Genomic DNA, 23,628 nt, shown 5'->3' on the forward strand with positions numbered 1-23,628 from the left:
AGGGTGACGACCCCCAGCGCGCAGGCCCAGCCGGGCACGGGGCGCCTCTGGGCATCCGGTAGCCTCGGGGGCCTATGGCCGACACCTCGCCGCCCTCCCACGCCCGCCCGCTGGTCGCCGGGGTCGTCACCGCCCTCGTCGGGTTCACCAGCACCTTCGCCGTCGTGCTCACGGGCCTGCGTGCCGTGGGGGCGACTCCCGCTCAAGCGGCCAGTGGCCTGCTCGCGATCACCCTCGTCGTCGGCATCGGCTGCATCGTTCTCGCCGGGCGCTACCGCATTCCGATCACCGTCGCCTGGTCGACCCCCGGCGTCGCGCTTCTGGCGGCCACCGGTGCCGTCGACGGCGGGTGGCCGGCGGTGGTCGGCGGCTTCCTCGTCTCCGCCGCGTTGATCCTCTGCACGGCGCTGTTCCCCCCGCTCGGCGCCCTCATCGCGCGGATCCCGGCCTCGATCGCGCAGGCGATGCTCGCCGGTGTCCTGCTGCCGCTGTGTGTGGCGCCGTTCGTCGGTCTCGTGAACGACCCCTGGGGTGTGGCACCCGTGCTGCTCGTGTGGCTCGTGGCATCCCGGTTTCTTCCCCGCTGGGCTGTGCCGCTCGCCTTCGTCGCGGCGATCGCGGTGGTCGCGGTGGAGCTGGCCCGAACGGGAGTGGACGCGGATGCCGCGACCCTGATGCCGCGCCTGGAGTTCACGGCTCCCTCTCTCACGGTCGGTGCGGTCGTGGGCATCGCGGTGCCGCTGTTCGTGGTGACGATGGCATCGCAGAACGTGCCCGGAGTCGCGGTGATGCGCAGCCTGGGCTACACGATCCCGTGGCGCCCCGCGATGCTCGTCACCGGTCTCGGCTCGGCTGCCGCGGCCGGGTTCGGCGGCCACGCGATGAACCTCGGCGCGATCAGCGCGGCGATCGCGGCCGGCCCCGACTCGCACCCCGACCCGAAGAAGCGGTGGGTCGCGGGGGTGTCGGCCGGGGGCACCTATCTCGTCCTCGGCGCCCTGTCGGCGGCGTTCGCGGCCATCGTGCTGCTGGCGCCGGCGGGCGTCATCCCGGCGGTCGCGGGTGTGGCGCTGTTCGGCGCCTTCGGTTCGGCGATCCAGCAGGCGATCGACGACCCCGGCGAGCGGGTGCCCGCGGTGGTCACGTTCCTCGTCGCGGCGTCCGGGATCGCGGTGTTCGGGGTGAGCGCGGCGTTCTGGGCCCTGGTCGCGGGGCTCGTGGTGCGCGCGGTGCTGCACGTGGGCCGCCGGGCGGCCTGAGCCCCCAGCCTGACGACGGTCGCGTCGCCGTACGGCACGAACCTTGTGGACCGTCACCGTTTCGTTATCGATCTCGTCGCCGGAAAGGGAACCGATGGCGCCCCCGCGGACATTACCGAGTGTGGATGAAGACGACGCCGGGCTGTGGGACCGGGTACGCCAAGGCACGAGCTCGCGCTCGCCGCGCTGTTCGATCGGCACGAGACGCGGCTGTTCCGCCATGCGACTCGGCTGCTGACCCATCGGGAGGATGCGAAGGATGCCGTGACCGTGGCCTTCTTCGAGCTGTGGCGCAAACGCGCCTCGGTGCGTCTGGTCGATGGGTCTCCGCTGCCGTGGCTGCTGACGACGGTGGCGCACAGTGCCCGGAACCTGGAGCGGTCGAGCAGGCGCTATCGCGCCCTGCTGGACCGGGCCCCCGTCGCCGAGCACGTGTCGACCGACGCGCCGGACGACAGCGGGGTGCTCTCGGCGCTGAAGCGTCTGCCCGAACGTGAGCAGGCGGTGGTGGTGCTGTCGGTGCTCGAGGGATATGCCGAGCGCGAGATCGCTCAAGCCCTCGGCATCCCGGCCGGAACGGTCAAATCGCGGCTCGCCCGCGCCAAAGCGAAATTGCGCGACGAGCTCGCGCTGGAAGGGGCACGGGCATGAACGACGAACTGACGCCCTCCGAGCGCGCGGCCCTGCGCGCCCGCATCGTGGGCGGCGCCCACGACATCAAGCCCGTCGGGGCGCACCGCAACGCGTGGATCGCGGGCTCCGTGGCCGCGGCGATGGTGGTCGCGATCGCCGGGGGAGTGGCGGTGACCTCGACGCTCAGCGCGCCCGAGATCGCGACGACGCCGTCGCCGAGTCCGACTGTGACGGCGGCGCCCGTGCCTGTGCCGACGCCGACCTTGACGCCGACGCCGACGCAGACTCCCACCTCCCGCCCCACGTTGCCCGTCCTCGCCTTCGACGGCGACTGTTCAGCAGTGCTCGACGAAAGTGCGGCCTCTTCGGTGGTCGGCGTTCCGATGAATCTGTGGGAGGGGCTCTCCGTCTGGGACGCGCGATCGCTGGGCGGTGTCTCGTGCCACTGGCGGACGCAGGACCCGACGGGGTGGCAGTCGGTGAGCGTCACCGTCCTTCCGTATTCCGTCGTGCCGGACACCGTCCGCGCGAAGGCCGGCGTCGCTCCGGGGTGTGAGGGCGATCCGTGCGACTATTCGGAGCGCTTCGGCGACGCGTGGGTCTCGGCGAACGCGAGTAGCGCCACCGTGGCGATGGATGCGGTGGCGGCGGTGGGACCGCGAGCGGCTGCGTCCCCGGGGACCGAGCGGGCGCTTCCAGCGAGCGCGTGGCGTCTCGATGACTGCGATAATCGACTCCGGAGTGCCGTCGAGCGGACCCTCGGGCGTTCTGGCCTCGAACCTGTCGGAACCGATGACGTGCCGCAGGGCCAAGAGTGGGACGTTCTCACCGCGCGCGGCGCCGCCGCCTGGTGTTCGGTGGCGCCTCCTGCTTACGACGCCCCCGACTATTTCACCCTGCGGCTCAGCATCGCCGCCGGCGCGCAATCGGATGCGAGCGAGGTAGAGCGGTTCGGCGGCAGTCCCATCCACGTAGAGGGCGCCCGGGCAGCGTGGTGGATACCACCCGTGAACGGGGTCGGCGGGCGGCTGCGCGCGGACGCCGGCGGGGGGATCGTCGAGGCGGTGGGCACGGATCTCACGGAGGATCAGATGAGCGACCTCGTCGCCGCCATCATCGGCGCGTTCGAGTGAACCCCGGCATCCGCCCCTCCCACCCCCGCGCCCTAGACTCGTCTCTCGTGGTCACCCGTCTGTCGAACTATTTCCTCCGCACGCTTCGCGAAGATCCCTCGGATGCCGAGGTCACGAGCCACCGTCTGCTCGTGCGCGCCGGCTACATCCGTCGCAACGCCCCGGGCGTCTTCGCGTGGCTGCCGCTCGGCCTGAGGGTCAAGGCCAAGATCGAGGCGATCGTCCGCGAAGAGATGGCGAACGCGGGTGCCTTCGAGGTGCACTTCCCGGCGCTGCTGCCGCGTGAGCCCTTCGAGGTCACCGGCCGCTGGGAGGAGTACGGCGACGCGCTGTTCCGTCTGCAGGACCGCAAGGGTGCCGACTACCTGCTCGCGCCGACGCACGAGGAGATGTTCACCCTGCTGGTGAAGGACCTGTACTCGTCGTACAAGGACCTACCGCTGACGATCTACCAGATCCAGGACAAGTACCGCGACGAGGCGCGTCCCCGCGCGGGCCTCCTGCGCGGACGCGAGTTCACCATGAAGGACGCGTACTCGTTCGACGCGACGGATGCCGGACTCGACGCCTCGTACCAGGCTCAGCGCGACGCGTACGAGCGCATCTTCACCCGCCTGGGCCTCGAGTACGTCATCGTGGCCGCCGATGCGGGGGCGATGGGCGGCTCGAAGTCGGAGGAGTTCCTGCACCCGACGCCGATCGGCGAGGACACCTTCGTGCGCTCGGCCGGCGGTTACGCGGCCAACGTCGAGGCGTTCACCACGGTCGTCCCCGATGCGCTCCCCCTCGAAGGCCAGTCCGAGCCGGTCGTCTTCGACTCGCCGAACACGCCCACGATCGCCACCCTCGTCGATCACTCGAACGCGCACCTCGACGCCCCGGCCCGCGGCATCGCCGGTCCCGCGACGGCCGAGGCGACCGCCTGGACCGCGGCGCACACGCTGAAGAACGTCGTGCTCGCCCTCACGCACCTCGACGGCACGCGCGAGCTCGTCGTCGTGGGCCTGCCCGGCGACCGCGACGTCGACGACAAGCGCGTCGAGGTCGCCTTCGCCCCGGCCGAGGTCGAGGCCGCCACCGAAGCGGACTTCGCGAAGAACCCGCTGCTGGTCAAGGGCTACATCGGCCCCTGGTCGCCCACCGGTGCGGTGCTGGGCGAGGAGTCGGCGACGAAGATCCGGTACTACCTCGACCCCCGCGTGGTCGACGGCACCGCGTGGATCACCGGCGCCAACATCGACCAGAAGCACGTGCACTCCCTCGTCGCGGGCCGAGACTTCGTCGGCGACGGCTTCGTCGAGGTCTCGACCGTGCGTGAGGGCGACCCCGCCCCCGACAGCTCCGGCCCCGTGGAGCTCGCGCGCGGCATGGAGATCGGCCACGTCTTCCAGCTCGGTCGCAAGTACGCCGAGGCCCTGGGCCTGAAGGTGCTCGACGAGAACGGCAAGCTCGCCACCGTCACCATGGGGTCGTACGGCATCGGCGTCACCCGCATCCTCGCGATCATCGCCGAGCTCAACAACGACGCCAAGGGGCTCATCTGGCCCTCGTCGGTCGCTCCGTTCGACGTGCACGTGGTGGCCACCGGCCGCGACGCCGTGGCGTTCGAGCTCGCGGCCTCCGTCTCGGAGCAGCTCGAGTCCGCCGGCCTCGACGTGCTGTACGACGACCGCCCGAAGGTCTCGCCCGGCGTGAAGTTCGGCGACGCCGAGCTCGTCGGCATCCCGCGCATCCTCATCGTCGGCCGCGGAGCGGCCGAGGGTCAGGTCGAACTGTGGGACCGCCGCACGGGTGAGCGCGAGACGGTGTCGGTCGACGACGCCGTGGCCGCGCTGACGCGCTGACCCCCTGCCTCCCCACCGCGAGGCTGCATCTCGTTGACATGTCGGTTGCAACCTGCAGTCGTCTTCTCAGCGAGATGCCGTCTCGCGGCGTCTGGAGGGCACTCGCGCGACGTTGGCATCGGTAGCGTGGATGCCATGATCTCGGCTCCCCGCCTGCCCCTGTCCGACGGCTCGACGATTCCCCAACTGGGAGTCGGCACCTACAAGGTGCCGGCGGAGGTCACCACCGACCTCGTCGCCGGAGCCCTCGCCGCCGGCTATCGGCACATCGACACAGCCGCACTGTACGGCAACGAAGTCGAGGTGGGCGAGGGCCTGCGCGCCTCGGGCCTGGAGCGCGACGAGGTCTTCGTCACCACCAAGGTCTGGAACGACGACCAGGGGTTCGACGAAACGCTGCGCGCCTTCGACGCCAGTGCGGCGAAGCTCGGCCTCGACCGCGTCGACCTGTACCTCATCCACTGGCCCATCCCCAGCGCCGATCGCTACGTCGACACCTGGCGGGCCCTGCAGCGCTTGCAGGAGGAGGGGCGCGCCACCTCGATCGGCGTCAGCAACTTCTCCGTGCCGCACCTCGAGCGTCTGCGCGAGGAGACGGGTGTCCTCCCCGCCGTGAACCAGGTCGAGCTGCACCCGCGGTTCCCGCAGGACGCGCTCGTCGACTGGCACGCCGCCCACGAGATCGTCACCGAGTCGTGGGCACCGCTCGCGCGTGGAGGTCTGCTCGACGAACCCCTGCTCGCCCGGATCGCCGAAAAGCACGGCAAGACCCCGGCCCAGGTCGTCGTGCGCTGGCACCTCGATCGTGGGCTCGTGGTGTTCCCCAAGTCGGTGTCGCTCGACCGCATCCGCGAGAACGGCGACGTCTTCGACTTCGCGCTCGACGCCGACGACCATGAGGCGATCGCGACCCTCGACACGGGGGAGCGGACCGGTCGGAACCCCGACCTCGACTGAGACGCGGGTCAGGCGTCGAGACGGGCGTAGCGGGCGCGGAACACGGTGAACACACCGTAGGCGAGAAATCCCAGCCCGACCAGTGACGCGAGTACCGGTCCCGCGGGCAGCGCGACGAGCGCGGAGGTCGCGCCGTCGAGACCGCCCGCCGTGTCGGGTTCGACGGTGACCGCGGCGACGACCACGAGCACGCCCACGATGACCAGCGCGACGCCCTTGGGCGCGAAGCCGACGACCCCGAGTGCGGTGAGCGCGAAACCCGCGGAGCCGTCGGGCGTGCGCACCTTCGCGTGGAACGACCGTCGCATCCCCATCCAGACGAACCCGAATCCGACACCGGCGACCGCGAGGCCAACCGCCCCGAGCACGAACCCGCCGATGGACCACGACAGCACGCCTTCGCTGAGGCTCTCCGCGGCCTGCTCGGCGCGCGGGCGGGCGCCCAGGGCGACCGATGCCGACACGAGGCCGATCGCGACGAAGATCAGGCCCTACGGCGCTTCGGTGACGACCCGCCCGATGCGGCTCCACAGCGTGAGGCGCCGCGGTGCGAACGCCTGCAGCAGGTGCCACGCGCCCAGCGCGACGAGCCCGACCGCGAGGGCCCAGAGCGCCGCTGCTCCGAGCGGCGCCGCGGCGAGCGCTCGGAACGCCCCCGTCTGGTCGCTGTCCTCCTTCGCGCCGAAGCCGACCGCGATCACGAGTCCGCCGATGAGCAGGTGCAGGATGCCGTTGGCGGCATAACCCGCTCGCGCAGCGACCCGGAAAGTGGGGTTCGCTCCGACCTCACGGGCGGCGGTGCGGGCGGAGGACGGCATCCCGGAACCGTATGCCCATTCCCACACGGGCGACAATCCGACCGCGCAACGGGGGTGTCGGCATCCGGTCATCCGCCGCCGCTGTGCGGAAGATCCCGTGCGGCGAACGGGTGAAGATCCTGTGTCGTTGCGGTTGCCGCCTTGGCAGTGCGGGGCGCACCTGTCTACGGTCGGAACATGCCCGAGAACACCTCTGAGCTGCGCCCCACGCACCCGCTCGCCATCGCGCCCGTCGTCGCCCCCGCGGCATCCGTCGACGGCTTCGCGAAACAGTTCCTGCAGAACCTCAACTTCGACCAGGGCGTGACCCTGTCGACCTCCGACGTCAACGATCAGTACCTCGCCCTCGCCTACACGGTGCGCGACTACCTGATGGCGCGCTGGTTCGACGACCGGGCACAGCAGAAGACGCAGCAGGCGAAGACCGTCTGCTACCTCTCGGCCGAGTATCTGCTGGGCCGACAGCTCGACAACAACCTGCTCGCGGCGCGTCTGACCGACATCGCGACCGAGGCCCTCGCGCAGTGCGGCATCGACATCGACGACCTGCGTCAGGTCGAGATCGAACCCGGTCTCGGCAACGGTGGGCTCGGGCGCCTCGCCGCCTGCTTCATCGACTCTCTCGCGACGATGAGCGTGCCCACGATCGGCTACGGCATCCGTTACGAGTACGGCATCTTCCGTCAGGCGTTCGCCGACGGTCAGCAGATCGAGCAGCCCGACGCGTGGCTGCGCATGGGCTCGCCGTGGGACTTCGCCCACCCCGAGGCCGCGCAGACCATCTCGTTCGCCGGCACCACCGAGACCTACGACGACGACGGCGTCGAACGCACCCGCTGGGTGCCCGAGTGGAACGTGCTCGCGGTGCCGTACAACATGATGGTCCCCGGCTACCACAACGGCCGCGTCAACACCCTCCGCCTGTGGCGAGCGGTCGCCACCAACGCGTTCGATCTGCACACCTTCAACTCCGGCGATTACGTCCAGTCGGTGCGCGCGCAGACCTTCGCCGAGAACATCTCGAAGGTGCTCTATCCAGAGGACTCCACGCCCCAGGGTAAAGAACTGCGCCTGCAGCAGCAGTACTTCTTCGTCGCGGCATCCATCGCCGACTTCATCGAGAACGTCCTGCCCGGCGACTTCGACCTCGAGCAGCTCCCCGAGCGCGTAATCTTCCAGCTCAACGACACCCACCCGGTCATCGGCGTGCCCGAGCTCATGCGCGTGCTGGTCGACGAGAAGAAGCTCGAGTGGGATGCCGCCTGGGCCATCACCCAGAAGTGCTTCGCGTACACGTGCCACACGCTGCTGCCCGAGGCGCTGGAGGTCTGGTCGGTCGACCTGCTCGGCCGCCTGCTCCCTCGCCATCTCGAGATCATCTATCGCATCAACGACGAGTTCCTGCTCGAGGTGCGCGAGCGCTTCGGCGACGACGAGATGCTCATCCGCAACATGTCGATCATCGGTGAGCACCCCTACCGCTCCGTGCGCATGGCCTACCTCGCCACGGTGGCGGGTTCCAAGGTCAACGGCGTCGCCGAGCTGCACTCGCAGCTGCTGCGCGACAACGTGCTCAAGGATTTCGCCGCGATGTGGCCGGACAAGTTCACCAACGTCACCAACGGCGTCACGCCCCGCCGCTTCCTGCGCCTGGCGAACCCCGATCTGTCTGCGCTCATCACCGAGGCCCTGGGCGCCGGGTGGACCGTCGACCTCGAGCGCCTCCGCGGCCTCGAGGCCCTGGCCGACGACGCGGACTTCCGGGAGCGCTTCGCGGCGGTGAAGGTGTCGAACAAGCGTCGCCTGAGCCGCGTGCTCGAAGCCCGCGGGGAGGACGCCCTCGACGACGGTCACATGCTCGACGTCATGATCAAGCGCCTGCACGAGTACAAGCGACAGACGCTGAAGGTGTTGCATATCGTCAGCACCTACGAGGGCATCGTGTCGGGTCGTCTGGACGTCGCCGATGTGCAGGCGCGGACGTTCCTCTTCGGCGCCAAGGCCGCCCCCGGCTACGGCATGGCCAAGCGCATCATCCACCTCATCAACGCCGTCGGCGAGGTGGTGAGCGCCGACGAGCGCGTGCAGGGCAAGCTCAAGGTGCTCTACCCGGCGAACTACAACGTCACGCTCGCCGAGAGCATCATCCCCGCCGCCGACCTGTCGGAGCAGATCTCGCTCGCCGGCAAGGAGGCGTCGGGCACGGGCAACATGAAGCTCGCCTTGAACGGCGCGCTCACGATCGGCACCGACGATGGAGCCAACGTCGAGATCCGCAAGCTCGTCGGCGACGACAACTTCTTCCTCTTCGGAATGAGCGAGCCCGAGGTCGAGGCCCTGTGGGCCGAGGGCTACCGCCCCGCCGACTTCTACCAGAAGGACGAACGGCTGCGGAGCGCCATCGACCTCATCGCCGCGGGCGCCTTCTCGGGCGGCGACCGCACCGTGTTCGAACCGCTCGTGTCGAACCTGCTGTACGAAGACCGGTTCATGGCGCTCGCCGACTTCTCGTCGTACCTCGACGCGCAGGATCGCGTCGACGCCGCCTACGCGGATCAGGACGGGTGGGTACGCGCGGCCATCCTCAACGTCGCGCGCAGCGGGTACTTCTCGTCGGACCGCGCCATGCGCGACTACCTGGAGCGCATCTGGCACGCCACCCCGGTGAGCTGACGCGGTTTCCGGATGCCGCGACCCGGGCGCGCGCCGAGGTCGCGGCATCCGGAAGCGCCTGGCAGCAAGACGACGGCGGATGACCGTCGCGGCGCTGCCCCGCGGACCACGACTCTGCGAGGGTGAGGGGACCCGATCCCGGAGGCCCCATGCAGCTCGCCGACTTCCCCGTGCCCGACACCCGCGCCGCGCGCGGCGCCCTCGCCCTGGCGCGGGAGTACCAGTCGCCGGCGTTCACCGCGCATGCCCTGCGCTCGTGGCTGTGGGCCGAGGCCTTCGCAGTGGTCGACGGCATCGTCGCGGTCGACCACGAGCTGCTGTACGTCGCCGCCGTCCTGCACGACATCGGCACCGTGACCGAGTTCGACAACCACACGCTGTCGTACGAGCACGCCGGCGGTCACGTGGGCATCGCTCTCACGGCCGGTGCGGGCTGGCCCCGGGACCGGCGCGAACGCGTCCTCGACGTGATCGTGCGGCACAACTGGCCGAGCGTCGACCCCGATCTGGATGCCGAAGGCTACCTGCTCGAGACGGCGACGGCGCTCGACATCACCGGCGCGCGCCCGGATGCGCTGCCCGCCGACTTCGTGCGCGAGGTGCTGGCCGCATATCCGCGCGGGACGCTCGCGGCCGAGTTCGGCGCGTGCGTCATGGATCAGGCCGCGCGAAAGCCCGACACCACAGCCCGGCGGCTGGTCGACGGGGGAGTGGTGGACAAGCTCGCCGCCCACCCGCTCGAGCGGGTCGCGGCGGAGCCGAACTCCTGAGAATCCGAGCGCGACCGCCCGAGTGACGGCCTGTTCCCGCGGATCGCGGCCGGTCCGGCCCTCATCTCTCCGGAGTTTCGCGCGGTCCCGCGCCCCGGAGACGCTGCGCCCTGCGTGTGGCTGATTCGTGCGGCACCCGGGAAACGCCTGTAGACGTGGGTCGCCGGTCGTGCTCGGGTCGCGACGGGCGTGGTATCCCGGGTATCGTAGGAGGGTTGTCGGCGCCGGTCGTGCCGACGAAAGCTGAACAACGGAGGGCCTTGTGGACATCGATCTCGCACTACTGAAGACGATCGAACGCGAGAAGGAGATCCCCTTCGACGAACTCGCGCGCATCATCGAGCAGGCGATCCTGACCGCCTACGCGAAGCACATCTCGCCGACCGGTGAGATCCCCGCGGGGGCTCGCGCCACCCTCGACCGCAAGACCGGTCACGTCGGCATCTTCACCCCCGTCACCGACGACGAGGGCGCGATCATCGGCGAGGAGGAGCAGGCCCCCGACGACTTCGGTCGCATCGCCGCCTTCGCCGCCAAGCAGGTCATCAGCCAGCGTCTGCGAGACATCGCCGACGACGCCGTGCTGGGGGAGTTCCGCGGCAAAGAGGGCGACATCGTCGCCGGCGTCGTCCAGCAGGGCCCCAACCCGCGCATGGTGCACGTCGACCTCGGCACCGTCGAGGCCATCCTCCCGCCCGAGGAGCAGGTGCCCGGCGAGACCTATGCGCACGGCTCGCGCCTGCGCGTCTACGTCACCAGCGTCTCCAAGGGCAACAAGGGTCCGCAGATCACCGTCTCGCGCACCCATCCGGGTCTGGTCCGCAAGCTCTTCGCGCTCGAGGTCCCCGAGATCGCCGCGGGCCTGGTCGAGATCGTCTCGCTCGCTCGCGAGGCCGGCCACCGCTCCAAGATCGCCGTCCAGGCGACTGACCCGACGGTCAACGCCAAGGGCGCCTGCATCGGCGAGCTCGGCCGCCGCGTGCGCGCTGTGACCGAAGAGCTCTCGGGCGAGAAGATCGACATCATCGACTACGACGCCGAGCTGCCGCGTTTCGTCGCGAACGCCCTCTCGCCGGCGAAGGTCACCTCGTCGTTCGTCCTGGATGCCACGACCAAGGCCGTCCGCGCGCTCGTGCCGGACTACCAGCTGTCGCTGGCGATCGGCAAAGAGGGTCAGAACGCTCGTCTGGCCGCCAAGCTGACCGGCGCGAAGATCGACATCCAGCCCGACAGCATCCTCGAAGACAACTGAACGTCCGATCGTCCCCACGATCGCGAGGTGTAGGATGGAAGCCGTACGAACGTGCGTCGGATGCCGCGCACGTGCCCCCCGATCCTCGCTTCTGCGTGTGGTCGCGGACGGATCCGTCCTCGTCGCAGACGAGCAAGCGGTTCTTCCCGGTCGGGGCGCGTGGGTGCACGAGACGGACGCGTGTGTGAGCAAAGCGCTTGCACGCCGCGCCTTCGTACGAGCATTGCGTGTGTCAGGCCCGCTTGACACGCAGACCTTCGAATCACACCACCAGCGAAAAGGCTGAACGGCTATGGACACGAAGTGAACGGCTCGAAATGAGACCCGTCCGCAACTAACGGTCTGCCCTGTCCGGGGTAGGCCCTCAGACAGGAGAATTGTGGCAAAACCACGCGTGCACGAGATCGCTTCCGAGCTCGGCGTCGACAGCAAGGTCGCGCTTGCGAAGCTGAAGGAGCTCGGCGAATTCGTCAAGAGCCCCTCATCCACCATCGAACCCCCGGTCGCCCGTAAGCTCCGCGCTGCGCTGGCCTCCGAAGGCTCGTCTTCCTCTTCGGATGCCAAGCCCGCCGCCTCCGCGGCGCGCCCCGCCGCCCGTCCCGGCCCGGCTCGTCCGGCCGCGACCCCCGGCAACCGTCCGTCGGGTCCCACGCCCGGACCTGCGAAGCCCGCGGCCCCCGCTGCTCCCGCAGCGGCTCCGGCCGAGGCTGCGCCCGTGGCATCCGCCCCGGCTCCCGCGGCCGCGTCTGCGGCGAAGCCGTCGACTCCGTCGTCGCCGCCGAGCCCCGGCTCGACCGCGCCGACCCCCGGTGCTGCGGCACCCGGTGCCGGTGCCCCCAAGCCCGGCCCCAGCGCGCCCCCGCGTCCGGGTGGAGCCCGTCCGGGCAACAACCCCTTCGCGTCCTCGCAGGGCATGGGTCAGCGTCCCGCCGGCCCCCGTCCGGGCAACAACCCCTTCGCCTCGGCGCAGGGCATGGGCCAGCGCCCGACCCCCGGCAACATCCCGCGTCCGCAGGCTCCGCGCCCCGGCGCTCCGCGTCCCGGTGCCCCGCGCCCCGGTGGTGCCGGTCGTCCCGGCGGTGGCGGTCGTCCCGGCGCTCCGTTCCAGCAGCGTCCCGGCGGTCCCGGTCGTCCCGGCGGCGCCGGTGGCGGTTTCCAGCGCCCCGGTGGCGGCGCTCCGGCCGGTGGTTTCGCCGGTCGTCCCGGTGGCGGCGGTGGCCGTGGCCGTGGTCCCGGCGGCGGCACCGCGGGTGCCTTCGGTAAGGGCGGCGGCAAGTCCAAGCAGCGTAAGTCGCGTCGGGCGAAGCGGCAGGAATTCGAGATGCGGTCGGCGCCGGTCGTCGGCGGCGTCAACGTCTCGAAGGGCAACGGCGAGATCATCCGCCTGCGTCGCGGTGCCTCCATCGCCGACTTCGCGGACAAGCTCGAGGCCCTGCGCGGCTACACCGTGCAGCCCGGCACGCTCGTGACCATCCTGTTCAACCTGGGCGAGATGGCCACCGCGACCGAGTCGCTCGACGAGGCCACCTTCGAGGTGCTCGGAGCCGAGCTCGGCTACAAGATCCAGATGGTCTCGCCCGAGGACGAAGACAAGGAGCTCCTCGAGGGCTTCGGTCTCGACCTCGACGCCGAACTCGAGGCCGAGAGCGAGGACGATCTCGAGATCCGTCCTCCCGTGGTCACCGTCATGGGCCACGTCGACCACGGTAAGACGCGACTGCTCGACGCCATCCGCCAGACCAACGTGGTAGCGGGCGAGGCCGGCGGCATCACGCAGCACATCGGTGCGTACCAGATCTGGACCGAGCACGAGGGCATCGAGCGCGCGATCACCTTCATCGACACCCCGGGTCACGAGGCGTTCACCGCCATGCGTGCCCGTGGTGCGCAGGTGACCGACATCGCGATCCTCGTGGTCGCGGCCGACGACGGCATCATGCCCCAGACGGTCGAGGCGCTGAACCACGCCCAGGCGGCGAACGTGCCGATCGTGGTCGCGGTCAACAAGGTCGACAAGCCCGACGCCAACCCGGCCAAGGTGCGCCAGCAGCTCACCGAGTACGGTCTGGTCGCCGAGGAGTACGGCGGAGACGTCATGTTCGTCGACGTCTCGGCTCGTCAGAACCTCAACATCCAGGCCCTCCTGGATGCGGTCCTGCTCACCGCCGACGCCGGTCTCGACCTCACGGCCAACCCGAACAAGGCGGCCCGCGGTGTCGCGATCGAGGCGAAGCTCGACAAGGGTCGCGGTTCGGTCGCCACGGTGCTCATCCAGTCCGGAACCCTCCGCGTCGGCGACGCGATCGTCGCAGGAACGGCGTACGGCCGCGTCCGCGCGATGATGGACGAGAACGGCGAAGCGGTCGAAGAGGCCTACCCGTCGCGTCCCGTCTCGGTTCAGGGCCTCAACTCCGTGCCCCGCGCCGGCGACGTCTTCATCGTCACCGAAGAAGACCGCACCGCCCGTCAGATCGCCGAGAAGCGCGAAGCGGCCGAGCGCAATGCCCAGCTGGCCAAGGCCCGCAAGCGCATCTCGCTCGAGGACTTCACCCGCGCTCTCGAAGAGGGCAAGGTCGAGTCGCTCAACCTCATCATCAAGGGTGACGTGTCGGGTGCCGTCGAGGCGCTCGAAGAGTCGCTGCTCAAGATCGAGGTCGACGACAGCGTCCAGCTGCGCATCATCCACCGCGGTGTGGGTGCGATCACCGAGTCGGACATCAACCTGGCCACGATCGACAACGCGATCGTGATCGGCTTCAACGTCCGTCCCGACACGAAGGCCCGTGAGCGCGCCGCCCGCGAGGGTGTCGACGTGCGGTTCTACTCGGTCATCTACAACGCGATCGACGACGTCGAGCAGTCGCTCAAGGGCCTGCTCAAGCCGGAGTTCGAAGAGGTGCAGTCGGGTGTCGCCGAGATCCGCGAGGTGTTCCGCTCCTCGAAGTTCGGCAACATCGCCGGTGTCATCGTGCGATCGGGAACGATCACGCGAAACGCCAAGGCACGTGTCATCCGCGATGGCGTCGTGCTGGCCGACGGCCTGGCCATCGAGTCGCTGCGTCGCTTCAAGGACGACGTCACCGAGGTGCGTACGGACTTCGAGGCCGGTATCGGTCTGGGCAAGTTCAACGACATCCAGATCGGTGACGAGATCGAGACCACCGAAATGGTCGAGAAGCCGCGAGGCTGATCACATCGAGCGGGAGTCGCGTCATGGGCGCGGCTCCCGCTTCGGCCTGCGGGGGTGTGCATTCCCCCGAGCAGAGCGGGGCCCCTACCCCGATGCTCGGAGGAATGCACACCCCCTCCGGCCTACGCTGGGGCGGCTCCGTGACGGGACGCCCGCCGCTGCGATCCACGCGCGGTGGTATGGAGAAGAAGGAGAAGGCAGTGGCAGGGGAACGACAGGCCCGAGTGGCGGACCGGATTCGCGTGGTGCTCGCCGAGCGCCTCGAGAAGGGGCTGCGCGACCCGCGGCTCGGATTCGTCACCATCACCGACGTGCGGGTCACGGGTGACCTCCAGCACGCGTCGGTTTTCTACACCGTCATGGGCGACGAAGCGCACCGCGCCGACACCGCCGCCGCGCTCAAGTCGGCGACCGGCATGCTGCGCAGCGAGGTCGGCAAGAACCTCAACACGCGCCTGACCCCGTCGCTCGAGTTCATCCTCGACGCGATCCCCGAGAACGCCGATCACATCTCGGCGCTGCTACGCGAAGCGCGCGAGCGCGACGAGTCGGTCGCGGGCCTCGCCGCCTCGGCCGCGTACGCCGGCGATGCCGATCCGTACGTCAAACCGCGTGAGGACGACGATGAGGACGCCGCAGACGACGACCTCGACGAGGACGACGCCCCGCGCGCCTGACCTCGACACCACACGGCCGGACCCCGCCTCATCGGCGGAGTCCGGCCGTTCGTCTTGCTGCGGCATCCGGACCGCCGTCCTGCAGATGAGAAGAGTGACACGCCGGTCCGGGGCAGGAACGGGGCGGCGAGTCGGGTGTCGGGTCCGCAGGACGGTGGGTGTCGAAGCGGACTCGGATTCAGGATGCCGGGTGGCCGGGCAGACGCAGGTGATCGTCGACCGCTTCGACAAGGCCGTCGGCGATGAGCGAGTCGATCGCGCGGTCGCGCTGCGCGGCATCCGGCCATTCGGGGATCATCGCGAACGCCGGGACCGCCGCGGGCGCGGCCTCGCGAAGGGTCTTCAGCACCGCCCCGCGGGTCTGCCGATCGCTGCCCTCGTACGTGGCCTGTTTGCGCCGACGGTCCTCGGATGCCGGATACCCGGCCGCCCGCCATGCGCACTGCGCCGCGAGGGGGCATGCCTCGCACTTCGGCGCTCGGGCGGTGCAGACGATCGCGCCGAGCTCCATCGCGGCGGCGTTGACGATCGCGGCCTCGGCGATGTCGGCGGGGAGCTCGGCCTCCATCGCCTCGAGGTCGCGGCGGTTCGGCGGACCGGGCTGCGCGCGACCCTCGACCGCACGGGCGAGCACGCGGCGGGTGTTCGTGTCGACGACCGGATGCCGATCGCCGTAGGCGAAGACGGCGACGGCCCTCGCGGTGTAGTCGCCGATTCCGGTGAGGGCCAGAAGCGCATCGACATCGCGGGGAACGACGCCGTCGTGACGATCGCGGATCTCGACGGCGGCGCGGTGCAGCCACAGCGCGCGCCGCGGATAGCCGAGGTTCGCCCACTGCGTGACGGCATCGCCCGGGGGAGAGGCGGCGAGGTCGGCCGGCGTCGGCCAACGGGTCAGCCACGCTTCCAGGTGGGGGACGACGCGGTTCACCGGCGTCTGCTGCAGCATGAACTCGCTCACGAGCGTGCCCCAGGCGCCGAATCCCTCGCGGCGCCAGGGGAGGTCGCGGGCCGCGTCGCGGTACCACGCGATGAGCGGGGCGGCGAGTCCTGGCATCCGTCCAGCCTACGGTCGTCAACGGGGGCCGGACTTCACGCACGAACGCCGTTCGCGCGCATGAACACGGGCTGCACGCGTTTCTGCGCGTCGATCGCGTTTATGTGTGACGGGGGACGCCGAGACCGGGCTGGCACGGGGCCGCGGGAGCGGTCGGGTGTCGGTGGTCGACCCTAGGCTGGAGGCATGTCGAGTGAGAACCCCGTCGAGACCCTGCAGCGGAGCCTGCGCGACCTGATGCGGCAGAACGCCCGCGCGGGGCGCGTCGTCGTGGCGGTCGATGCTCTCGACCTCGGCGCGGCGATGGACTTCGCGGGCGAGTTCGAGAAGGCGATCGCCGACGAGGGCACGGCGGTGTTCCATGTCTCCGTCGCCGACGGTGCGCCCGAGGTGCGCGAGTGGTTGATCACGCCGTTCCGGGCGGGCGAGGCGTTCGGTCCCGGGTACGTCGCTCCGAGCGACGCGGTGCTCGTCGTATCGGGCCGCTTCCTGCACCGCCCCGAAGTGCGCGGCCTGTGGAACTTCTCGATCTGGCTCGAGAGCAACCCGCCCATCGGCACCCCGCGCCCCGAGCTCCCCGATACCGAGAAGCAGTACCTCCGCACGGTGCGCCCCAAGGCCGAAGCGTCCGTCATCGTCGAGAACTCCGACCCCTCGCACCCCGTGCAGGTATTCGGAGACTTCTGCTGATGGTGCGTCCCGGAATCCTCCTGGTCGACAAGCCCGGAGGCATCACCAGCCATGACGTCGTCTCGCGCGCCCGGCGCGCGCTCGGAACCCGCAAGATCGGCCACGCCGGCACGCTCGACCCGATGGCCACGGGCCTGCTCGTGCTCGGCGTCGAGGGGGCGACGCGGTTGCTGACCTACATCGTCGGCGCCGACAAGACCTACGAGGCCACCATTCTGCTCGGCGTCGCCACCGACAGCGACGACGCCGACGGAGTCGAATCGGCGCGGGCGGATGCCGCCGACGTCGCGGCGGTGACCGATGACGCCATCGCGGCGGGCATCTCCGCCCTCACCGGCGACATCCAGCAGGTGCCCAGCACCGTCTCGGCCATCAAGGTCGCGGGCCGTCGCGCCTACGACCTCGCGCGCGCCGGCGAAGAGGTCGAGCTGAGAGCGCGGAGCGTCACGGTGTCGCGATTCCACGTGCGCGAGATGCGTCGCGGCGACGATGCGATCGAGCTCGACGTGGTCGTGGACTGCACGAGCGGCACGTACATCCGCGCTCTCGCCCGCGACCTCGGTCGCGCGGTCGGCATCGGAGGGCACCTCACGGCTCTGCGTCGTACCCGCATCGGGGCGTTCGACGTCGCCGCCGCGGCATCCGTCGACGACATCGCCGAAGACGCCCTCGTCGCGCCCGCGACCGCGGCGGCCGTCGTGATGAGCGTCCTCGCCGTGGGTGAGGAAGAGGCGCGAGATCTGCGGCACGGCAAGCGCATCGACGGGGGAGGCCGCCTGACCGGTGCGGTCGCTGCCGCGATCGACCCCGAGGGACGCCTGATCGGCGTCGTCGAGAAGCGCGGAACGCAGCTCAAGAGCGTCATGAACATGCCCGAGGAGGTCGCCCGATGATCCTGTGGTTCACGCTCGCACAGGTGGGGATCGCCGTGATCGCGGGTCTCGTCGCGGTCACAGCCGGTCTCATCGGCCGGCGTCCCGGAGACGTCACGGTCGGCTCTCTCGCCCTCATCGAGCTGCTGCTCCTCGTGCAGATCGTCGTGGCGATCATCGCGCCGTTGGCCGGCAACCCGCCCACCGGGAGCCTGCTGGAGTTCTGGACGTACCTCGTCTCGGCCGCGCTCGTGCCCGTGGCGGGAGCCGCGTGGGCCCTTCTGGAGCGCAGTCGCTGGAGCACCGTCGTCATGGGGGTCGCGGCCCTCGCCGTGGCCGTGATGGTGTGGCGCATGCACCAGATCTGGACCGTGCAGATCGCCTGACGCCGGAGCCCCGCTCGCCGAAGCCGCGAGCGAACTAGAATCGACAGGTCATGGCATCCACCACTCCCACCCGCTCCCGGGGGATGACCGGCATCGGCCGTGTCCTCGTCGTCGTCTACGGCATAATGGCGCTCGCCGCCACGGGCCGTTCGTTCGTGCAGATCGTGCGCGAGTTCGCCGACGCCCCCCTCGCATACTCGCTGTCGGCTCTCGCGGCGGTCGTCTACATTCTCGCGACCCTTGCGCTCGTCTTCTCGGCGCGACCGGCCTGGTACCGGATCGCGTGGGTCGCGATCGGTTTCGAGTTGGTCGGCGTTCTCGTCGTGGGAACCCTGAGCCTGGTGCTGCCCGAGCTGTTCCAACACCCGACGGTGTGGTCGGTCTACGGCTACGGGTATCTGTTCATCCCCCTCGTGCTGCCCTTCCTCGGACTCTGGTGGCTCACACGTCACCGCCGGGCGACCCGGTGATCGTCTTCCGCGACCCCGCGGAGGTGCCGGCGCACTTCGGTCCCTCGGTGGTGGCGATCGGCAAGTTCGACGGCGTGCACACCGGGCACCGTGCCGTGATCGATCGCGCGCGCATCGACGCCTCCGACGGGGCGCGGGTTGTCGCGGTGACCTTCGACCGCAACCCGCTGAGCGTGCTGCGCCCCGAGAAGTGCCCTCCCGACGTCATCGGGCCGCACCAGAAGCTCGACCTGCTCGAGCGCGCCGGGGTGGATGCCACGCTGCTGCTCACCTTCGACGAAGAGCTGGCCGCGATCCCCGCCGAGGACTTCGTGCTGCGGGTGCTCGTGCAGGCGCTGCAGGCGCGCACAGTGCTCGTGGGACGTGACTTCCGCTTCGGCGCCGGGGGAGAGGGCGACCCCGACCTGCTGACGCGCATGGGGGCGGAACACGGGTTCCGCGTCGATGTGGTGGACGACGTGCGCGCCGTCCACGCGGACCGCCGGGTGTCATCCACCTGGATCCGTGAGGCGTTGTCGGCGGGCGACGTCGCCACGGCCGCGCGCCTGCTCGGGCGGGCTCCCTCGGTGTGGGGCGAGGTCGTGCACGGACTCAAGCGAGGCCGGGAGCTCGGCTACCCGACCGCGAACCTGTCGCCCGACCTCGAGGGCTTCATCCCCGCGGACGGTGTCTACGCCGGTTGGCTCGTCGACGTCGACGGCGCACGGCGCATCAGCTACCCGGCCGCGATCAGCGTCGGCACCAACCCGACGTTCGACGATGTGCACGCGCGCCAGGTCGAGGCCTACGTGATCGACGAGACCGGTCTCGACCTGTACGGCCATCACGTCGAGGTGCGCTTCGTCGAACGAGTGCGCGAGATGACGGCCTTCGACGGCATCGACGCGCTGCTGGTGCAGATGGCGGACGACGTGGAGCGGGCGCGGGCGATCCTGCGCTGAGTGCGAGGTCTCGGGGCATCGCTCCGGGGAGGTGCGTGGCCCCTCGTAGGGTGCGCGTCCCTGCTCGCCGGTGCGTCCGCCGCGACAGGTGGTACCGGCGTTCTCGGTCGCCGTTCAGTCCTGCCGCGACAGGTGATTCCGGATGCCGAGGAACGACGCCGCGGCCCCGAGCAGCATCAGCGCGGCCGTGAAGACGGCGGCGCGGTGGAAGCCGCCGAGGTCGAGGGAGCCGCCCACGACCGCCGAGACGGCGGCGATCGCCAGGAGCCCCGCGACGCGCGAGACGGCGTTGTTGACGGCCGAGGCGATGCCGGAACGCTCGGTGTCGATGGCCCCGAGCACGGCCGCGGTGAGCGGTGAGACGGTGGCGGTGAGCCCCAGGCCCCACACGACGACGCCGGGCAGGACCTGCGTCCAGTAGTCGAAGTCGCCGCTGACGTTCAGCAGCAGCAGCGCCCCGGCCGCCATCACGATCGGTCCGAGCGTCATGAACAGGCGCGGGCCGAAGCGCCCCGCGAGGGCGCCCATCCGCGAGCTGAGCAGGATCATCAACACGGTGCTCGGCAGCGACGCGAGCCCGGCGAGGGTGGCGGGCAGCCCCGCGCCCTGCTGCAGGTACACGCTCACCACGAACCCGTTGAGCGACAGTGCGGCGTACACGAAGACGGTCGCGAGGTTGCCCGCCCAGAAGTTGCGCGAGCGGAAGAGGTCGAGCGGCATCATCGGGTCGCGGGCCGTGCGCTGACGCAGGAGGAAACCCGCGAACGACAGGATGCCGATGACCCCGGGGAGCCAGATGACGGGAGACGCCCAGCCGAGGTTGGGTTGCTCGATGAGGGCGAAGACGATGCCGCCGAGGCCCAGGGCGCACAGGACCGCGCCGAGGATGTCGACGCGGGCGCCGGGCCGGCGGTGATCGCGGTGACCGAGACGGGCGAGCAACCACATGGTCACCGCGATGGGCAGCACGTTCACCAGGAACACCAGGCGCCACGACAGCGTGTCGACGAAGATGCCGCCGATGAGGGGACCGGCGATCATGGCGACGGTCGTCGCACCGGTCCAGATTCCGATCGCGCGGGCCTGGGCGGGCCCGCGGAATGTGGAGGTGATGAGGGCCAGAGAGCTCGGGACGAGGAGGGCGCCGGCGATGCCCTGCAGTGCGCGGGCGACGATGAGGAACTCGGCGGTGGGGGCGGCGGCGATCGCCAGCGAGGTGACTCCGAAACCGATGAGACCGATTCGCAGCACCACGATGCGCCCGAGGACGTCGCTCAGTGATCCCGCGACCAGGATGAACGCGCCGAGCGTCACCAGGTAGGCGTCGACGACCCATTGCTGCGTCGAGAGTCCGCCGCCCAGCTCGCCCGCGATGGCGGGGAGCGCGACGTTGACCACTGTCCCGTCGAGGAACGACACGAACGAGGCCAGGACGGCGATCGACAGGACGACCCGCTGCTCGCGTGTCATCGTCTCGGCCATGGCCCCAGCGTACGGTTCCCGGTGATCGTGCGCGCGGGGTGGACAGCGTCTCCGATGGTGTCGGGGACGCGTCCGAGGAATACCCCCAGGGGGTATCCTGTTCTGGACGGAGTGACCGGAGGAGAAGCCATGCGCGACAACACCGAATCCCCGACGTCGACCGCGGAAGCCGTGCTCGACATCGAGGGCATGACCTGCGCCAGCTGCGTCGCTCGGGTCGAGAAGCGGCTCGGCCGCGTCGACGGCGTCGAGGCCGCGGTCAACCTCGCGACCGAGACCGCGCGGGTCCGGTACCCGGCCGACCTCGACCCCTCGGCTCTCGTCGCGGCCGTGCGCGCCGCCGGCTACGACGCCACCGTGCGCCCGCGGTCCTCGTCTCGCAACTCGACGGCGGAGGTCGCGGCATCCCTCCCGCTCCCGACGAACGAGCGACCGGATGCCGACACTCCGACCCCCCGGCCCGTCGCTGTTCCCGCGCCCGGCGGCGACGTCGACGCCACGACCGGCCGCGCCCTCGACGGGGCCGCGGACCACGGCGGCCACGTCCACGACACCGGCGACGCCCCCGAGTCCACTCCGCTCCGCGTGCGGCTGTGGGTGTCGCTCGCACTCGCCATACCTGTCGTCGCTCTCGGCATGATCCCGGCCGTGCAGTTCCCGGGCTGGCAGTGGGTGTCGCTCGTGCTCGCGACCCCGATCGTGCTGTGGGGTGGCTGGCCGTTCCACCGCGCCACGCTGCGCAATGCCCGCCACGGCGCCGCGACCATGGACACGCTCATCACCCTGGGCACGTTCGCCGCCTACCTGTGGAGCGTGTGGGCTCTCGTGTTCGGAACGGCCGGGCGGATCGGAATCCGGCACGAGGTCGTTCTCTTCGGCCCGGTGCACGACGCGACGTCGGTGGTCTATTTCGAGGTCGCGGCCGCGGTGACGGTGTTCCTGCTTCTCGGACGGGTGATCGAGCAGCGCTCCACGCGCCGAGCCGGGGCTGCGCTGCGGGCCCTCCTCGACCTGGGCGCGCGCGACGCCGAGCTCGCCGACGGTCGTCGCATCGACATCGACCGGCTGGCGGTCGGGGATGCCTTCGTCGTGCGTCCGGGAGCCACGGTCGCCACCGACGGTGAGGTGATCGAGGGGCGCGCCTTCATCGACGAGAGCATGCTGACGGGCGAAGCGCTTCCCGTCGATGTCGGGCCGGGGTCCACCGTCACCGGCGGCACGATCGCCTCGGGGGGCCGACTCGTCGTCCGCGCGACCGGGGTGGGAGAGCAGACCCGTCTGGCGCGCATCGCCCGCCTCGTCGAAGACGCCCAGCTCGGCAAGAGCCGCGTGCAGCGTCTCGCCGACCGCATCTCGGGCGTCTTCGTGCCCGTGGTCATCGTCCTCGCCGCGCTGACCCTCGGTGCGTGGCTCCTCGCCGGCCAACCCGTGGCCGCCGGCTTCACCGCGGCCGTCGCGGTGCTCATCATCGCGTGCCCCTGCGCTCTCGGACTGGCCACCCCCATCGCGATCCTCGTCGGCACCGGCCGCGGGGCGCAGCTCGGCATCCTCGTCACCGGACCCGCGGCCCTGGAGTCGGCCGAGCGCATCGACACGATCGTGCTCGACAAGACCGGCACCCTCACCTCGGGCCGGATGAGCGTGGCGCACGTCACGACCGTCGATGGTCAGGATGCCGCTGACGCGTTGCACCGCGTCGCCGCCGTCGAGCGCGGGGCGGAGCACCCCATCGCCCACGCGATCGTCGCCGCCGCGGGGGAGGGGGCGGTCGCGACGGACCTCGAGGCCCTGCCCGGCCGGGGCGTCACGGGAACCGTGGATGGCGTGCGGATCTTCGCGGGGCGTCCGGCGCTCGCCGCGGACCTCGGCGCGCGGCTGCCCGCGGCGCTCGGCGACGCCGTGGAGGCGGGGGAGCAGCGCGGCACCGTCGTCGTGGCCGGGTGGGACGACCCCGACGGCGTCCCCACCGCCCGGGTCGTCATCGAGGTGGCCGACACGATCCGCCCCGAGAGTGCCGCGGCGGTCGCGCAGCTGACCCAGATGGGCCTGGAGCCCGTGCTCCTCACCGGCGACAACGAGCATGTCGCCCGCGCCGTCGCCGATGCACTGGGCATCGAACGCGTACGCGCGGGAGTGCTGCCCGAGGGGAAGGTCGACGCGATCACGGCGCTCCGCGCGGAGGGGCGCACCGTCGCGATGGTGGGCGATGGGGTCAACGACGCCGCGGCTCTGGCATCCGCTGATCTGGGGATCGCGATGGGCGGAGGGACGGATGCCGCGCTGCACGCGAGCGACGTGGCCCTCATGCGCGACGACCCGCGGGGTATCGTCACCGCCCTCGCCCTCAGCCGACGGACGATGCGGGTCATTCGCGGCAACCTCTTCTGGGCGTTCGCGTACAACGTCGCCGCGCTGCCGCTGGCCGCGCTGGGCTTGTTGAACCCGATGCTGGCCGGGGCCGCGATGGCCTTCTCGAGCGTGTTCGTCGTGCTGAACAGCCTGAGGCTGCGACGCGCGGTGTGAT

Annotated in this window: 21 protein-coding genes; 17 read left to right on the forward strand and 4 right to left on the reverse strand. The window is 70.6% G+C overall.

All coding sequences use genetic code 11. The annotated features are described in order from the left end of the window. Positions 1 to 74: 74 nt before the first annotated feature. From NE358_RS05160 to NE358_RS05180, 5 genes are all read left to right on the forward strand, one after another. Positions 75 to 1,259 (forward strand): benzoate/H(+) symporter BenE family transporter, encoded by a 1,185-nt coding sequence (locus NE358_RS05160; protein WP_289942089.1) that lies wholly within the window; start codon positions 75 to 77, stop codon positions 1,257 to 1,259. A gap of 144 nt (positions 1,260 to 1,403) precedes the next feature. Then, complete coding sequence (locus NE358_RS05165) at positions 1,404 to 1,910, forward strand: RNA polymerase sigma factor (RefSeq protein ID WP_289942091.1); 507 nt, start codon at positions 1,404 to 1,406, stop codon at positions 1,908 to 1,910. Then, positions 1,907 to 3,025 carry a hypothetical protein gene (locus tag NE358_RS05170; RefSeq protein ID WP_289942093.1) on the forward strand — a complete coding sequence of 373 codons (1,119 nt, stop codon included), beginning with the start codon at positions 1,907 to 1,909 and terminating at the stop codon, positions 3,023 to 3,025. The genes NE358_RS05165 and NE358_RS05170 overlap by 4 nt, the downstream gene beginning before the upstream one ends. A gap of 47 nt (positions 3,026 to 3,072) precedes the next feature. Further along, positions 3,073 to 4,869 (forward strand): proline--tRNA ligase, encoded by a 1,797-nt coding sequence (locus tag NE358_RS05175; protein ID WP_289942095.1) that lies wholly within the window; start codon positions 3,073 to 3,075, stop codon positions 4,867 to 4,869. A 135-nt stretch (positions 4,870 to 5,004) separates the two neighbouring features. After that, positions 5,005 to 5,826 (forward strand): aldo/keto reductase, encoded by an 822-nt coding sequence (locus tag NE358_RS05180; RefSeq protein ID WP_289942097.1) that lies wholly within the window; start codon positions 5,005 to 5,007, stop codon positions 5,824 to 5,826. An 8-nt stretch (positions 5,827 to 5,834) separates the two neighbouring features. Here the strand turns inward: NE358_RS05180 and NE358_RS05185 are convergent, their stop codons facing one another. Beyond that, positions 5,835 to 6,314 (reverse strand): DUF1206 domain-containing protein, encoded by a 480-nt coding sequence (locus tag NE358_RS05185; protein WP_353853285.1) that lies wholly within the window; start codon positions 6,312 to 6,314, stop codon positions 5,835 to 5,837. A gap of 3 nt (positions 6,315 to 6,317) precedes the next feature. Beyond that, entirely contained in the window at positions 6,318 to 6,644 is a 327-nt protein-coding gene (locus NE358_RS05190) for a DUF1206 domain-containing protein (protein WP_289942098.1), read from the reverse strand. Positions 6,645 to 6,821: 177 nt separating this feature from the next. On the opposite strand from NE358_RS05190, the gene NE358_RS05195 reads away from it, so the two are divergent. The 6 genes from NE358_RS05195 to rbfA all read left to right on the forward strand — a co-directional run bounded on the left by NE358_RS05195 (position 6,822) and on the right by rbfA (position 15,206). After that, complete coding sequence (locus NE358_RS05195; RefSeq protein ID WP_289942101.1) at positions 6,822 to 9,317, forward strand: glycogen/starch/alpha-glucan phosphorylase; 2,496 nt, start codon at positions 6,822 to 6,824, stop codon at positions 9,315 to 9,317. A gap of 149 nt (positions 9,318 to 9,466) precedes the next feature. Next, the gene (locus NE358_RS05200) at positions 9,467 to 10,087 is read left to right on the forward strand and encodes an HD domain-containing protein (RefSeq protein WP_289942105.1); all 621 of its coding nucleotides are present in this window, start codon (positions 9,467 to 9,469) and stop codon (positions 10,085 to 10,087) included. 262 nt (positions 10,088 to 10,349) lie between these two features. Continuing rightward, positions 10,350 to 11,339: a transcription termination factor NusA gene (nusA, locus tag NE358_RS05205; RefSeq protein ID WP_103210323.1), complete on the forward strand. Its 990-nt coding sequence runs from the start codon at positions 10,350 to 10,352 to the stop codon at positions 11,337 to 11,339. Positions 11,340 to 11,373: 34 nt separating this feature from the next. After that, complete coding sequence (locus NE358_RS05210) at positions 11,374 to 11,625, forward strand: YlxR family protein (protein ID WP_289942108.1); 252 nt, start codon at positions 11,374 to 11,376, stop codon at positions 11,623 to 11,625. Between the two features lie 93 nt (positions 11,626 to 11,718). Continuing rightward, complete coding sequence (infB, locus tag NE358_RS05215) at positions 11,719 to 14,529, forward strand: translation initiation factor IF-2 (protein ID WP_180993483.1); 2,811 nt, start codon at positions 11,719 to 11,721, stop codon at positions 14,527 to 14,529. Between the two features lie 200 nt (positions 14,530 to 14,729). Further along, complete coding sequence (rbfA, locus tag NE358_RS05220; RefSeq protein ID WP_103210850.1) at positions 14,730 to 15,206, forward strand: 30S ribosome-binding factor RbfA; 477 nt, start codon at positions 14,730 to 14,732, stop codon at positions 15,204 to 15,206. 178 nt (positions 15,207 to 15,384) lie between these two features. Here rbfA and NE358_RS05225 read toward each other — a convergent pair whose 3' ends face one another. After that, the gene (locus NE358_RS05225) at positions 15,385 to 16,263 is read right to left on the reverse strand and encodes an iron-sulfur binding domain-containing protein (protein ID WP_116238412.1); all 879 of its coding nucleotides are present in this window, start codon (positions 16,261 to 16,263) and stop codon (positions 15,385 to 15,387) included. A 186-nt stretch (positions 16,264 to 16,449) separates the two neighbouring features. Between NE358_RS05225 and NE358_RS05230 the strand changes: the two genes are divergently transcribed. The 5 genes from NE358_RS05230 to NE358_RS05250 are packed head-to-tail and all read left to right on the forward strand — an operon-like array spanning position 16,450 to position 19,622. Next, positions 16,450 to 16,953: a nucleoside/nucleotide kinase family protein gene (locus tag NE358_RS05230; protein WP_103210332.1), complete on the forward strand. Its 504-nt coding sequence runs from the start codon at positions 16,450 to 16,452 to the stop codon at positions 16,951 to 16,953. Next, positions 16,953 to 17,846 (forward strand): tRNA pseudouridine(55) synthase TruB, encoded by an 894-nt coding sequence (truB, locus tag NE358_RS05235; RefSeq protein WP_289942115.1) that lies wholly within the window; start codon positions 16,953 to 16,955, stop codon positions 17,844 to 17,846. The genes NE358_RS05230 and truB overlap by 1 nt, the downstream gene beginning before the upstream one ends. Beyond that, a complete protein-coding gene (locus tag NE358_RS05240; RefSeq protein ID WP_103210336.1) occupies positions 17,843 to 18,211 on the forward strand; it encodes a hypothetical protein in 369 nt (122 codons plus the stop codon). The genes truB and NE358_RS05240 overlap by 4 nt, the downstream gene beginning before the upstream one ends. A 50-nt stretch (positions 18,212 to 18,261) precedes the next feature. Next, complete coding sequence (locus NE358_RS05245; protein WP_103210338.1) at positions 18,262 to 18,681, forward strand: hypothetical protein; 420 nt, start codon at positions 18,262 to 18,264, stop codon at positions 18,679 to 18,681. Further along, positions 18,648 to 19,622 carry a bifunctional riboflavin kinase/FAD synthetase gene (locus NE358_RS05250; RefSeq protein ID WP_499318354.1) on the forward strand — a complete coding sequence of 325 codons (975 nt, stop codon included), beginning with the start codon at positions 18,648 to 18,650 and terminating at the stop codon, positions 19,620 to 19,622. The genes NE358_RS05245 and NE358_RS05250 overlap by 34 nt, the downstream gene beginning before the upstream one ends. Before the next feature lie 114 nt (positions 19,623 to 19,736). Here NE358_RS05250 and NE358_RS05255 read toward each other — a convergent pair whose 3' ends face one another. After that, positions 19,737 to 21,104 carry an MFS transporter gene (locus NE358_RS05255; RefSeq protein WP_289942119.1) on the reverse strand — a complete coding sequence of 456 codons (1,368 nt, stop codon included), beginning with the start codon at positions 21,102 to 21,104 and terminating at the stop codon, positions 19,737 to 19,739. A gap of 129 nt (positions 21,105 to 21,233) precedes the next feature. Here NE358_RS05255 and NE358_RS05260 point away from each other — a divergent pair, with 129 nt between their 5' ends. Next, entirely contained in the window at positions 21,234 to 23,627 is a 2,394-nt protein-coding gene (locus NE358_RS05260) for a heavy metal translocating P-type ATPase (RefSeq protein ID WP_289942121.1), read from the forward strand. Position 23,628 lies beyond the last annotated feature (1 nt).

It is taken from the genome of Sphingomonas sp. G5, from assembly GCF_052660795.1.